At 48.8% G+C, this 12,929-nt stretch carries 10 protein-coding genes; 2 read left to right on the forward strand and 8 right to left on the reverse strand.

The window, feature by feature from the left end; all coding sequences use genetic code 11:
* The first annotated feature begins 36 nt into the window (after window positions 1-36).
* Both lepB and DESGI_RS03365 read left to right on the forward strand, forming a co-directional pair.
* Complete coding sequence (gene lepB / locus DESGI_RS03360; protein WP_006520914.1) at window positions 37-585, forward strand: signal peptidase I; 549 nt, start codon at window positions 37-39, stop codon at window positions 583-585.
* Between the two features lie 130 nt (window positions 586-715).
* Window positions 716-1,564, forward strand: a complete 849-nt coding sequence (locus DESGI_RS03365; RefSeq protein WP_006520915.1) for an MBL fold metallo-hydrolase — start codon at window positions 716-718, stop codon at window positions 1,562-1,564.
* 27 nt (window positions 1,565-1,591) lie between these two features.
* Here the strand turns inward: DESGI_RS03365 and carB are convergent, their stop codons facing one another.
* The 8 genes from carB to DESGI_RS03405 all read right to left on the reverse strand — a co-directional run bounded on the left by carB (window position 1,592) and on the right by DESGI_RS03405 (window position 12,803).
* On the reverse strand, window positions 1,592-4,822 hold the full coding sequence (carB, locus tag DESGI_RS03370) for a carbamoyl-phosphate synthase large subunit (protein ID WP_006520916.1): 3,231 nt from the start codon (window positions 4,820-4,822) through the stop codon (window positions 1,592-1,594).
* Window positions 4,823-5,005: 183 nt separating this feature from the next.
* The gene (locus DESGI_RS03375; RefSeq protein WP_006520917.1) at window positions 5,006-5,527 is read right to left on the reverse strand and encodes a carboxymuconolactone decarboxylase family protein; all 522 of its coding nucleotides are present in this window, start codon (window positions 5,525-5,527) and stop codon (window positions 5,006-5,008) included.
* A 377-nt stretch (window positions 5,528-5,904) separates the two neighbouring features.
* Window positions 5,905-8,052: a copper amine oxidase N-terminal domain-containing protein gene (locus DESGI_RS03380; protein ID WP_006520918.1), complete on the reverse strand. Its 2,148-nt coding sequence runs from the start codon at window positions 8,050-8,052 to the stop codon at window positions 5,905-5,907.
* Between the two features lie 253 nt (window positions 8,053-8,305).
* The gene (locus DESGI_RS03385) at window positions 8,306-9,358 is read right to left on the reverse strand and encodes a two-component system sensor histidine kinase NtrB (RefSeq protein ID WP_006520919.1); all 1,053 of its coding nucleotides are present in this window, start codon (window positions 9,356-9,358) and stop codon (window positions 8,306-8,308) included.
* A gap of 36 nt (window positions 9,359-9,394) precedes the next feature.
* A complete protein-coding gene (locus DESGI_RS03390) occupies window positions 9,395-9,688 on the reverse strand; it encodes a hypothetical protein (protein ID WP_006520920.1) in 294 nt (97 codons plus the stop codon).
* Window positions 9,673-10,695: a V4R domain-containing protein gene (locus DESGI_RS03395; RefSeq protein WP_006520921.1), complete on the reverse strand. Its 1,023-nt coding sequence runs from the start codon at window positions 10,693-10,695 to the stop codon at window positions 9,673-9,675. Before DESGI_RS03395 ends, DESGI_RS03390 begins: the two co-directional genes overlap by 16 nt.
* Complete coding sequence (locus DESGI_RS03400; protein WP_006520922.1) at window positions 10,692-11,411, reverse strand: RAD55 family ATPase; 720 nt, start codon at window positions 11,409-11,411, stop codon at window positions 10,692-10,694. The genes DESGI_RS03395 and DESGI_RS03400 overlap by 4 nt, the downstream gene beginning before the upstream one ends.
* Before the next feature lie 6 nt (window positions 11,412-11,417).
* Window positions 11,418-12,803 (reverse strand): ATPase domain-containing protein, encoded by a 1,386-nt coding sequence (locus tag DESGI_RS03405; RefSeq protein WP_006520923.1) that lies wholly within the window; start codon window positions 12,801-12,803, stop codon window positions 11,418-11,420.
* Window positions 12,804-12,929: the final 126 nt, after the last annotated feature.

Below are 12,929 nucleotides of genomic sequence, written 5' to 3' on the forward strand. Positions count from 1 at the left end.
GGCCACACAAAAAATCTCTGAAAGGTTGTCTTTTCAATGAAAATGCTAACAAAAATTTGGGGCTGGATGAGTACTTGTGGAATGGCTTTTGTGATCACTTTATTCATAAGCGTGTTTATATTCCAGCCCTACAAGGTTGAAGGGCATTCTATGGACCCAACTTTGCACGACCAGGAGCGGATATACGTGTCTAAACTTCAGCGCACTTTTTCTTGCATACCGGAATATGGGGATATCGTTATCATCGATAGCCGGATTAACCGAAATCGTTCCCTTAAAGATGATATTATGGAGTTTCCCGCTTTTGAATTTATATTGGGAAAAAAAGATAATATTTACTATGTAAAGAGGGTCATCGGAACACCTGGAGACGTTATAGAGTTTAAAGATGATAGATTTTATCGAAACGGTGTGGAGCTAAGTGAGCCTTACATCAAGGAGACCATGAATCATTCTTCAGAAATGAAGTGGGTTGTTCCCGAAAATCATGTTTTTGTTATGGGAGACAACCGTAATTATAGCTATGACAGCAGGGCAATAGGTTTTATACCCCTTGAACATATCATGGGGAAAATGATTTTTTAATAGAGATTATTAGGAAGCAGGGGACGGTTCCCCTGCTTCCTAATTTAATCCCACATTTTCCCTCACTTAAGTTATAATAAACTTAAGTTAAAAAACACGGCTAAATGGGCCGGAAAGACGGGGTGATCAGATGAAAGTGCGCCTGACCACATTATGCGACAACACGACGGGGGGTACGGGCCTTATCGCAGAATGGGGCCTTTCCATACTGGCGGAGTACCGGGGAGCAAAGGTGCTGCTGGATGCCGGTATGGGCGATGCGGTGGTGAAAAATGCTGATCTGATGGGTATTGACCTGGGTGGGGTGGATAAAATAGTGCTCAGTCACGGCCACCTGGACCATACCGGGGGTCTGACCCCTTTGCTGCAAAGGATGGGTAAAAAAATACCGGTATACGCTCACCCGGACGTATGGGATCAAAAATATTCGTCTTCTAGGCAGCCCTGGGGCGGGGATACTAGTTATCATTTTATCGGCATCCAGCAGCGCCCTGAAACGCTGGAGAGCCTGGGGGCCGATTTTAAATACGACAGGGCTCCGGTCTGGCTTAATGACTACATGGTTACCACCGGCGAGGTGCCTATGGTTGCGCCTTTTGAGTCCATTGAAGACAACCTGTGCGTAAAAACGGAAAAGGGTTATGTTACCGATCCCTTTTTGGATGATCAGGCATTGATCATCAAGTCGGAGCGCGGCCTGGTGGTGGTGCTGGGCTGTGCCCACCGGGGCGCCATAAATACTATTCTTCACGCCAAAACCATAACTGGTGTGGACCGGGTGCATGCCGTGGTGGGGGGCACCCACTTGCTGCGTGCAGGTGAAGAGCGGATTAATCAGACGGCTGCCGCGCTGCGAGAGCTGGGCGTGGAAAAACTGGGCGTGTCGCATTGTACCGGGCTTCCGGCGGCGGCGATGCTGGCCAGGGAGTTTGGCAGCGATTTCTTTTTCAACTGTGCCGGTACTATAGTTGAGTTTTAGGAAGCAGGGGGATGGTCCCCCTGCTTCCTAGCGGTTGTCGGTGATGTCACTGTGGTATTCTTGCAGCGATTTTAAACCGGCTTCCTGGGTGTTGTTTTCCTTATAGGCTGCGATGCCTCTGGCGCTGGCCAGGGCGGCTGCCATGGTGGTGATGTACGGTACTTTGTGTTTGATGGCGGTCTTGCGAATATAAGAGTCATCATGTTGGCTGCGTTTGCCGGACGGGGTGTTGATTACCAGGTTGATCTCTTTGTTGGTGATGCCGTCGGTGATGTTAGGGCGTCCTTCAAATAGCTTTTTAATCTTCTCGGATTCGATCCCGTTTTCTTTAAGGTAATTATGGGTTCCTTCCGTGGCTTTTATTCTGAAGCCCATTTTACTAAACACGCTGGCCGTTTCCAGTGCGGCCGGTTTATCCTGATCGGTCACGCTGATTAGCACGGTGCCGGATACGGGCAGCGGGGACTGGGTGGCTTCCTGGGCCTTGTAATAGGCCAGCTCGAACGAGTCGGCGATGCCTAGCACTTCTCCGGTGGAGCGCATTTCGGGTCCCAGCAGCGGGTCAACTTCCTGGAACATGTTAAAGGGGAACACCGCTTCCTTTACGCCGAAATGGGGGATGTTTTTGGAGGCCGGTGCCTTGAACGGGGAATCTTTACCCGTTTGCTCCGCCAGCATAATTTCAGTGGCGATCCGGGCCATCCGGATGTTGCACACTTTGGACACCAGGGGCACGGTCCGGGATGCCCTGGGGTTTGCCTCCAGGACATAGACTTTGTCGTCGGCGATGGCATACTGCATATTCATCAGGCCCACTACATGGAGTTCCCTGGCTATCTTTTTGGTATATTCAACAATGGTGGCAATGTGTTTGTCCGGAATGCTGACTGGCGGAATCACGCAGGCCGAGTCCCCGGAGTGAATGCCGGCCAGTTCGATATGCTGCATCACCGTGGGCACAAATGCTTCGGTGCCGTTGGCGATGGCGTCGGCTTCCGCTTCGATGGCGTTGTTCAGGAATCTGTCGATGAGGATGGGTCTTTCCGGGGTAACCCCCACAGCGGCGGCCAGGTACTGGCGGAGCATTTCCTCATCGTACACAACTTCCATGCCGCGGCCGCCCAGCACATAGGAAGGGCGCACCATCAACGGATAGCCGATCCGGTTGGCTATGGCCAGGGCTTCCTCCAGGTTAACCGCCATGCCGGATTCGGGCATGGGGATGTCCAGTTTATCCATGATCTGGCGGAAAAGGTCGCGGTCTTCGGCCAGGTCTATGGTATCGGGGGTGGTGCCGAAAATTTTCACCCCGGCTTCTGCCAGTTCATTGGCAATGTTTAATGGAGTTTGTCCTCCGAACTGGACGATAACCCCCAGTGGCTTTTCTTTTTCATATATGCTCAGCACATCTTCCACGGTCAGTGGTTCAAAGTACAGCTTGTCGGATGTGTCATAGTCGGTGGAAACAGTTTCCGGGTTGCAGTTGACAATTACTGTCTCAAAGCCCATATCCCGCAGGGCAAAGGCCGCGTGTACGCAGCAGTAGTCAAATTCAATGCCCTGGCCGATGCGGTTGGGACCTCCCCCCAGGATCATTACTTTCTGGCGGTCGCTGGCGGTGGTTTGGTCCGGGGCGTTGTAGGTGGAGAAATAGTAAGCCGCGTTTTCCACACCGCTTACCGGGACAGGCTCCCAGCCTTCCACAACTCCCAGGGCGGTTCTGTGCCGGCGGATTTCTTTTTCCGGCAGGTCTAGCAGCATGGCCAAGTAGCGGTCGGAAAAACCGTCCTTTTTAGCCTGAATCAGCAGCTCGTCCGGCAGTTGACCTTGCTTGTGCTTGAGGATCTCTTCTTCCAGTTGAACAAGTTCCTGCATTTGACGGATAAACCATGGTTTGATATGGGTTAGCCGGTACAGCTGGTCGACATTCGCGCCTTTGCGCAGTGCTTCATACATGATAAACTGGCGTTCACTGGTTGGCTCGGCCAGCAGCAGCATAAGTTCTTCCAGGGAGCGCTGGTTGAATTCTTTGGCAAAGCCCAGTCCGTAGCGGCCGGTTTCCAGGGAACGGATGGCTTTTTGTAGGGCTTCTTTATAGTTTTTACCGATACTCATCACTTCACCCACGGCCCGCATCTGGGTGCCCAGTTTGTCCTGGGAGCCGGGGAATTTTTCAAAGGCCCAGCGGGCAAACTTGACCACCACGTAATCACCCGAGGGGGTGTATTTGTCCAAAGTGCCTTCCCGCCAGTAGGGAATTTCGTCCAGGGTCAGGCCTGCGGCCAGCATGGCAGAAATCAGGGCGATGGGGAAGCCGGTGGCCTTGGAGGCCAGGGCGGACGAGCGGGAGGTGCGTGGATTGATTTCAATAATCACCACCCGGCCGGTCTTGGGGTCATGAGCAAACTGTACATTGGTGCCGCCGATTACTTCGATGGCTTCCACAATGTCATAGGCGTATTTTTGCAGGCGTTGCTGCAGTTCCTGGCTGATGGTCAGCATGGGGGCCGTGCAGAAGGAGTCGCCGGTATGCACGCCCATGGCGTCGATATTTTCAATGAAACAAACGGTGAGCATTTGGTTTTTGGCGTCCCGGACAACTTCCAGTTCCAGCTCTTCCCAACCAAGCACCGATTCTTCCACCAGTACTTGTCCCACCAGGCTCGCGGTGATGCCACGGTTGGCCACGGTCCTCAGCTCTTCAACATTATAAACCAGGCCGCCGCCGGTGCCCCCCATGGTGTAGGCCGGGCGGATCACCACCGGGTAGCCCAGTTCCTGGGCGATTTGTTCGGCTTCTTCTACGCTGAAGGCCGGCTTGCTGCGGGGCATTTCAATGCCCAGCCGGTTCATTGTTTCTTTGAAAGCAATGCGGTCCTCGCCGCGTTCAATGGCGTCTATCTGCACACCGATTACCTTGACGCCGTATTGTTCTAAAACACCGGCCTTGTCCAGCTCCGAGCACAGGTTCAGTGCCGATTGGCCGCCTAAATTGGGCAGTAATGCATCAGGCCGCTCTTTGGCGATGATGCTGGTCAGGCTTTTGATGTTCAGCGGCTCAATGTAGATGATATCTGCGATTTCCGGATCGGTCATAATGGTGGCCGGGTTGGAGTTAACCAGCACGATCTGATAGCCTAATTTGTGCAGTGCTTTGCAGGCCTGGGTTCCGGAATAGTCAAATTCACAGGCCTGTCCAATAATAATAGGGCCTGAACCAATGATAAGGATTTTGTTGATGTCGGTCCTTTTGGGCATATTTTTCCTCCTGCTTAGAATGTCTAAGTATACAAGTCTCTAGCGGTTGAAATTAATCAACTTATTATATCAAAAAATAATGGGGAAGTGGGAACAGTTCTTGCATGCCCATTATTGCCAGTGCAGTAATGCCGCCAGGGGAAGAGAACCGTCCCCCTGCTTCCTGGGTGGAGCGCCGCGCCGTTAGTTTTCTATTTCCACCTCGGTGTTCTCTAAAATGCGGGCCACCAGGTTATAAAAACCTATGGTCATGGTGAGCTCCACCAGTTCCCGGTGGCTGAGAGTTTGGGCCAGTTCATTAAAGGTTTCGTCAGTGGATTTTACGTTCTGGGTTACCTCGTCGGTGTATCGCAGCACTGCTTTTTCCAGGTCGTTGAATACCGGGCTGGCCGGGTCGGTTTGCACCGCAGCGATTTGTTCCTCAGGCACGCCCACCTGTTTGGCCAGTATTTCATGCTGGTACCATTCGTAATGGGAACGGCAGAGGGTGGCCACCCTCAGGATGGACAGCTCCCGCAGCCGGGCGTCCAGCATGGCCTGGGTAAGCAAGGAATTGCCCAGCCTCATAAAATGCCGGGCGCTTTTTTCGGCATGGGCCACCATTCTGTTGATATTTAAACCGCTGAGTTCTGATTTTCCCCCTGTGACCATGTTGCGGGTTTTTTCCGGCATTTTTTCCAAAGGTAGTACAGGTAATCTTGGCATTATGCTCCACTCCTTGTTTTTATTTAGTCTTAATGTTATTGTTCTTAATTAAACCTTTAAAATCTTATATTTAAACAATTATTTAAAAAAACGCCTGCCTAAATTATATAGGTTCAAACGATGTTAGCAAGTATTTTTTGTCAGTATGTTGGCGGGCGTTACGGGCAAGCATTACAGGCTTTCCGTTGTCGTTCTAAGCTCAGCGAAAGGTTTAAGATGAGACAAACGAAACGTCCCCTTGTCTCCCCCTTGTCTCCCTGTGCTTAGAATAAAAAACAGGCGCGCGGTGCCCTATATAAGGCCTGCGCGTCTGTGTTTATTATTGCGGGTGCTTTATATCCACTGACTTCAATTGGTACCGTGGACAGCGTCTATGTTTATTGTCCCGATGTTTCCCAGAACTTCTCCGGTATCAGGGCGATAATCAGCGGGGTGTCTGAGCCGCTGGGGGGGGTATAGATAAATTCTGCAGTTCGTCCTGCCTCCAGTACCCCCAGTATGGCGGCTTTTTGCAGGCCGACGAAGTGGCCGGTTTCCGGGGCTTTGTAAACCTGGCCGTTAAAGCCTTGAAAAGCTGCTTTAAATATGCTGCCCCGGGGATTTAACATAACGCCGGTTTTATCCGGGGCAGTCAACTTAACCCGGTAAATCACGCCGTAATTGCCAAAGCTTTTGATGGTCTCCCCGGTAAGCGGGTCTACACCTTCCACCCAGCTGTCAAAGCCGGGGTCTTCCTTGCCCAGGGTGACTTTTTCGTTAATCTCCCCGTTTGCCTGTATGTTCACCACGCAATCAGCAGTGGGGAAAACGCCCCTAACCTGCTGCGGGTGACGGGGCAGCGCGGGCAGGGATAACAGGTATTCAATTTTTTCCTTTAGTATTTGCTCCGGAGTCTTTACCGGGACTGGCTTGCTGGTTTCGTCCTCATCAGGTTCCGGGGTGGACCCGCTGTCGGTATCTGTTCCTGTTTCTGCATCAGAACCGTTGGCGGTGTTGGGAGTTGTTCCCGAAGCGGACTGTTTAAAGCCAGTTGTGTCGTCGGCCGGGTTGGATCCATCGGCATTATTGGAATTTAATCCCGCATCGCCCTGCTGTGTATCACCGGATGCTGTTGACCCATTTTGTGCCGGGGTATCGGCTGGATTTTGTTCAGGATCAAGTCCAGCTTCAGGGACAAGTTCGGTTTCGGGATCCGGTTCCGGCTCAGGCTCCGGCGCTTTTTCCGGGCCCATAACCACACTAAGGGTAATAGTGCCGTCTACCTGAAAGTCCTGCATGCCCGTAACTGCTTCCCCTTTATTCAGGTGCCGCAGGCCCTGGTTTAAGATGATCTTTTCCCCGGGTTTGATGGTGACAGCGGGGGAGGGCTGGGAAGTTAGGTATCTCATGGACACTACCTGCCCCAGGTTCATGTAATCGGTTACGGGACCACCTACTCCGGACCTCAGAGTTTTTAAGGTTACCGGGTAAGGGTTATCGTTTTCAGCAATTATATAGAGGTACTGCCTTTCGGCGGCACCGTTCAGGTGATGGTAGAAAAACCTGAAACTGCCGGATGCTTCACTTTGGTAAAGAATACCGGGCCGGGATACCACCTCGGGGCTGTTGCTCATATGCAGCACCGGTCCGGTGCGCTCAAAGGTGACGTTTTCATTGGCGGTGAAATTATGAAAATTAACGTTCTCCAGGTTCTCATATAATTCACCGAAAATGGGCTTGGAGAACTTGAAGGCCATTTCGCTCATCAGCTTCTCGTGTGACACAGTAAAGCTTGTGGTGGCGATTTCGCTCCAGTTTCCTGCAGCGTCCTGGATGCGCAAAGATAAAATATAATCACCGGGCCGGAAGAAAGCCCGGGGTTGGCCCGTTTTAACCTGGGTGTCACCCGTAAATTGATAACTCCACTCCCGGGCAGTGATACTTTCCCCGGGTTCGTTGTCATATGTGAAATGGTAGCTGGCTTCTTCCCCGATTTTAATAACATCACTTTGAAGCCCCAGAGAGGTAATCACCGGTGGTAGATTGACGGGCTCCGGTTCTCCATTGATGTTAATGATGGTAATCGTTTTTTCCGTGGGATGGTAGTCAATTTGTACATTAAGGTTTTCCGCCAGGAAACGCAGCGGTACCAGGGTACGCCCGTCTTTTACAAAGGGTGGTTTACTGATTTCCACTTCCTGTTCATCGATTAGGGCTTGTCCTGTTTCCAGAGACAGCTTAACCTGTATCTCACCTCTGGTTATTTGTACTATTCTAGTTTCCGGGTCCCATTGAACCGCCGCGCCCAGGGCCTGCTCCGCCACGAAGCGGATGGGCAAAAACGTTGTTCCCTCCACTACTTCAGGCGGTATCTCCAGTTGGTAAGGGATATCGTTCAGCAGCGCTGTGCTGCTGCCCAGGGTTAAGACCACCTTTTGAGATGTGGTTGTTTCCCCGGCGTCTGCAGTGGTGTCGGCCTGACACAGGGAGGGGGCCGCCAGCAGGGCAGTTAGTGTTAATGCGGCACAAAATTTCCTGAATATCATACATTAACCTCCGTCGTATATTTCTCCAATAAATAGACGTTTTTTGACCCGGGAAAGTTTCTTTAATTATGTATAATAATTAACTTAGGGAATAATCTGTGGCATCAATAAAAGCTTATGGTGAGGAAAGAGGTGAATGGGGGACTTTAGTTGGCAAGGTAGGTGGGAAGGCAAGTGGGCAAGTGGGGGTGGTTCTTGCCTTGCCTTGCCTTTGTAAAAGTTCTATGACCGGTGATGCAGTAAGATAATGTTCCTACTCGCCCACCGGCAAAAGTACTGTCACAGTAGTGCCCTTTTCCTGCTCACTTTGGACCTCAATACGGCCACCATGATTATCGATAATTTTTTTAATAATGAACATCCCAAGCCCGGTGCCACTTTCCTTGGTGGTAAAAAAGGGGTCAAAAATACTGGCTATGGTTTGCTCATCCATACCTGTCCCTGTATCTTTGATAATAACTTGAACGCATTCTTGATGTCTGTCCCACGAAGTTTGCAATGAAATCTTGCCGCCATGGGGGAGAGCATCAAAAGCGTTTTTAAAGATGTTTAGGAAAACTTGTTTTAATTGATCACTATCTCCAACAATGGCCGGAATGTCTGTTGCTATGTCCACGTTAATATCCAGCTTGCGAAGAAATGCCTCACTTTCTACTAACATAACCACATCGGTGATGATTTTAGAAATGGAACACTGGGTGCGTTTGGAAAAACCAGGCTTGGACAGCTTTAAAAAATCTGAGATCAAGCTATTAACATGTTTTAACTCATTCAATGTTAAGGTGACATATTCTTCTTTGGGGGTTCCCTTTAAATATTTCTGCAATAATTGCAGAAAACCACTAATGGCCGTGAGCGGGTTGCGAATTTCATGCACCATACCCGCAGCCATTTGTCCCAAAATAGCCAGCTTTTCAGCTTTAATAACTGCATCTTCCAATTCCTGCTGTCGCCCCGCCGGCATAAATACGGCCAGGGCACCCGTCGTGACACCGCTCTTGTCTCTGATGACATGAGTACTTGCTATGCAAGCAATAGAGCCTGTGATAGGTAGCACAGTCTTAGGGTTAAGGTCTTCAAATTCTTTCCCTGTACTGATAGTTTGCAGCAATTTATTGCGGCTATGTTTCTGTCCATCCAAAATCGCAAGCAGTGGACGGTCTAGAACATCATTTTCTTTTAAACCGGTTATCCTGGACAATGCCCGGTTGAAAACGCAGATCCGGCCTTCTCGATCGATAATTAATATTCCTAAGTGTAAGTGATCTATTGCCAGACGAAACCAATTCTCCGATAATTCTGCCATCGTTAAACCTCCCTCAGCTAATAGGCTATCCCCAAGTTACCGCAAAAGTGGTTTTGTAAGGCCTTGGGGATTTTTGAAGTAATTGGTAATTAGGTCGCCGTTGCACAGGCGGTAAATAGTTATCTTTGGAGTGCCGGCTATTTCCAGTATTCCAAGTGCGCTAAGGGCATTGAGAGCTATTTTTACCTGGTGCTGGGGGCGGTGCAAACGGGTGGCCAAACCTTCTACCGTATCCCGCGTATGCGGATTGGCCTGAAAAAAAGCGAGTAACTCAATCCGGATAACACTTTGTAGAATTGAGTCCAGCTCTTCATTTATTTTGGGGACCACAATGCTTCCTCCCCCCCTGGTAATTGTTTCGGAAGTGGCAAGGCGAGGAATTCGCAGTATTTAGCCCCCATCGATTGGCAGGCCATTTCTTCACAAATAATCTCCTTTTCGAATAAAACGCTGAGGTACGCAGCAAAGAATCCCCGCAGTAGATCACAAATCACTTGCGGAGTACGATAAAGATGCCCATATTCATTTGTTATGGCTACCTGAAAAGAATCATAACACCGGATTATTGCTCTGGTGCGGGACGGACTTACGGAAACCAGTTCTACGTTTCCCAACCCTTGATTTTGTATCTCGTCCAACAGCACTTGCAAACATTCATGCGGGTCGGGATATAAAGCAATGGTCTTGCGGGCAAGGCTGAGTCCCGACTGGTACCCGGCATCATAAAGCACGTGTTTTAAAACATGAGGGGCGTGCTCCTTGACTGAGGCCAGCAGGGAGGCATACGTTTCCTGGGGGAGAAGGATTGCCCTCCGGTCGGCGATCTTTAAGACATGTTTTTCCCTGGTAACTATTTCCTCCCTTGGCTTTGTAGTGGGAAAGATTTTCCCATAACAAAATCCATCATCAGCCATCTTTATTGAAGTGGAGTAATTCTCACCAAGTACATGGTGCAAAATGGCTTGCATAGCAACGAGATGTATACAATAGTTGTAGGTTAAGCCTTCCTCCTTGGCACGTAGTGAGAAATCCTGGTAATTGCAATTTTTTCTTTTAATAGATACCAACAGGTTATCTCCCGATTCCCCCAGACGGTAATCACTAGTTTGTATATAACCATTACGTTCCAGGATTTTATGGAAGACTCGACAAATTTCTATAGGCTTTTGGGATTCTAACTTTGGATTATTCCAATATTCGTCGATGAAATATTGAGCTATCCCGATTACATACTGTTCCATCCAGTGGCGACCGCTGAAGGGAACTTGGTTCATTATCCTGGATATACCCAAATACATATAATTGATCATTTTCATGGAAAAATCGTTATCTTTCATTCGTACACCCCCATATCAGCAGACACCAAAATACCGTATATAGGACTAATGGTAAACATGTGATTGGAAGATGCAAATTGCTGACTCTTTACTTTGCCAATTTGCATCAGGCGTACAGGTTTATGATTGTAGTTACTGAAACTCATCTTAAGGATAAAATTATAAAGATGGCCGGTTATGGTAATAAGCTTGGGTTCTAAAACTCCGCTCACAAATACGTCCATGGTCAGTATTCCTTTTTTGCGAAGCTGTTTGATCCGGGTCCGATGAAAATCTAAAATATCGGTAATATCTAAATTAGTTAACAGGGTGCTTAAACTATCTACTACTAACCTTACCCTGCGATTGCCATAGCCGCGCAGTACTTCCGTTTCCAGAGCAAAATACTTCTCAAGGTTACGAAGGTCGTTAAGGGCATATTTTTCCGTACTTTCGTCCTCTTCATAAGCATCTATAAAAACCAGCCTGCCTGTTTCTTCGTAGGCAGTCGTCCCCACTTTAAAGCTCAACAGGTGCTCACGCATTACCTCGGGAGGTTCATCACAGGCTACATAGACGCAGGTATCGCCGCAGCGCAGCCCTTCTTTGATAAATTCTCCCGCCAGTACGGTTTTCCCTACGCCGGAATTGCCTTCTACCATAATCTGGGAGCCATACGTTAGCCCTTGCTCCAGGTTACGGTCCAAACCTTCAATCCCAAAATAGGCTCTATGCATAAAAGTTTATCCTCCTAACCGGGGGAACACTTGTACACCCGAAGCGGTGATTTCAAGCAGATGGTTACCCATGACATGGTTAACTCCCCGCATTTTATAAAGTTCCAACTGCCTGATCCGGCGGTTTTGCAGCATAATTGATTTGAGCAATATGGTGCCCTGGACTACCGAATGGAGTAATTCCAATTTCCCGTCGCCTCCCATTTCCCAGGCGGGACTAACTAATAAAGTGGTACAGTTAAGCTTGTCAAGATGAGAGACAAGGTAATAAATTTTCTCATGGAGAACAGCAATATTATCTATACGTAAAAGGAAGGCGTAAATGGAATCCAGTACCAGACGTTGAGCGCCAAAAGCTTTTACTTGCTCACTCAGCCCGATAATGGTCTCGTCAATTTCCATTTCTGAAAGAGGCATGTATATAAGCTTGATTAATTCTTGTTTCTGAAGATCGTGCAGATCCCAGTTAAAATGACGAGCGTTGGCTAATAACTGCGACGTAGTTTCCTCAAAGGATAAAAAAATCCCTCTTTCGCCGTAATCCAGGGCTCCTTTTATAAGGTACTGGAGGCCTAATACGGTTTTACCGGTTCCGGACCCGCCGGCTATAGCCACGCTGGCGCCCCGGGGGAGCCCACCCCGTAATAAATCATCCAGCCCGGGTACGCCTGTATGTAGCTGATTATTCTCTTCTTTTACCTCACTGTAAACATTTGCTATTCCTTCCAGGGCAAAAACCTTGATCCCTGTGTCAGTAATACGAAAGGTGTGTTTACCCGAAAAATGTTCCTGTCCCCGTGTTTTGCAAATCTCCAGCACGCGGAGGCGATGTAGACCCGGTGTTTCTTTGTTTTCCAGGCGAATTACAGCATCCACTACATATTCCTCAAAGGCATATTCCCTTTGTCCCTCACCTTCCCGTTCTTTAACTAAAAAGGACGTCAAGCCTAAACGGCGCAGCCCGTTGCAGAAACTATACACCGCATTGCGCAGTGAGAGTGGGTCGTTTAGAACATTCCGAAAATGACTGATACTATCTACCAGGATTCGCCTGGCACCAACCTCGCGAACGACCTCCTCAATGAGGTTAACCTCCGCATCTTGCAAAACTTCCGGAGATGTACACAGAATACGCAGCTTGTTGGCCTCTTCTAAAGCACGGAGGTCCCAGCCAAAGTTAAGAGCATCACGATATATAGATTCGGGTAATTCCTCGCAGGTAACAATTACCCCTGGCTCATTAAACTCGGTTATGCCTCGATAGACAAACTCTATGCCAAAGGTGGTTTTACCTGCACCGGGAATCCCTTCAACCAGGACGGAATTTCCACGTACAATTCCGCCGTGCACAAGCTCATCAAAGCCACTTATCCCGGTTGGTATTATTTCCAATGGATTACCCTCCTTTCTGTTAACTAATATTAAACAATGTTTTATTTCAACATATTAGCTAATATTTCCTTGCTTATGGAATAATTTTTTTATTTTTTAACAAAATTCCTTTGAGGATTTTCTAAC

The sequence above is a fragment of the Desulfoscipio gibsoniae DSM 7213 genome (assembly GCF_000233715.2).
GTDB lineage: Bacteria > Bacillota > Desulfotomaculia > Desulfotomaculales > Desulfallaceae > Sporotomaculum > Sporotomaculum gibsoniae.

Bases quoted from the DNA above. Each gene is read 5' to 3' on its own strand.
- lepB (WP_006520914.1), top strand. From the start codon at position 37: ATGAAAATGCTAACAAAAATTTGGGGCTGGATGAGTACTTGTGGAATG.
- DESGI_RS03365 (WP_006520915.1), top strand. From the start codon at position 716: ATGAAAGTGCGCCTGACCACATTATGCGACAACACGACGGGGGGTACG.
- carB (WP_006520916.1), bottom strand. From the start codon at position 4,822: ATGCCCAAAAGGACCGACATCAACAAAATCCTTATCATTGGTTCAGGC.
- DESGI_RS03375 (WP_006520917.1), bottom strand. From the start codon at position 5,527: ATGCCAAGATTACCTGTACTACCTTTGGAAAAAATGCCGGAAAAAACC.
- DESGI_RS03380 (WP_006520918.1), bottom strand. From the start codon at position 8,052: ATGATATTCAGGAAATTTTGTGCCGCATTAACACTAACTGCCCTGCTG.
- DESGI_RS03385 (WP_006520919.1), bottom strand. From the start codon at position 9,358: ATGGCAGAATTATCGGAGAATTGGTTTCGTCTGGCAATAGATCACTTA.
- DESGI_RS03395 (WP_006520921.1), bottom strand. From the start codon at position 10,695: ATGAAAGATAACGATTTTTCCATGAAAATGATCAATTATATGTATTTG.
- DESGI_RS03400 (WP_006520922.1), bottom strand. From the start codon at position 11,411: ATGCATAGAGCCTATTTTGGGATTGAAGGTTTGGACCGTAACCTGGAG.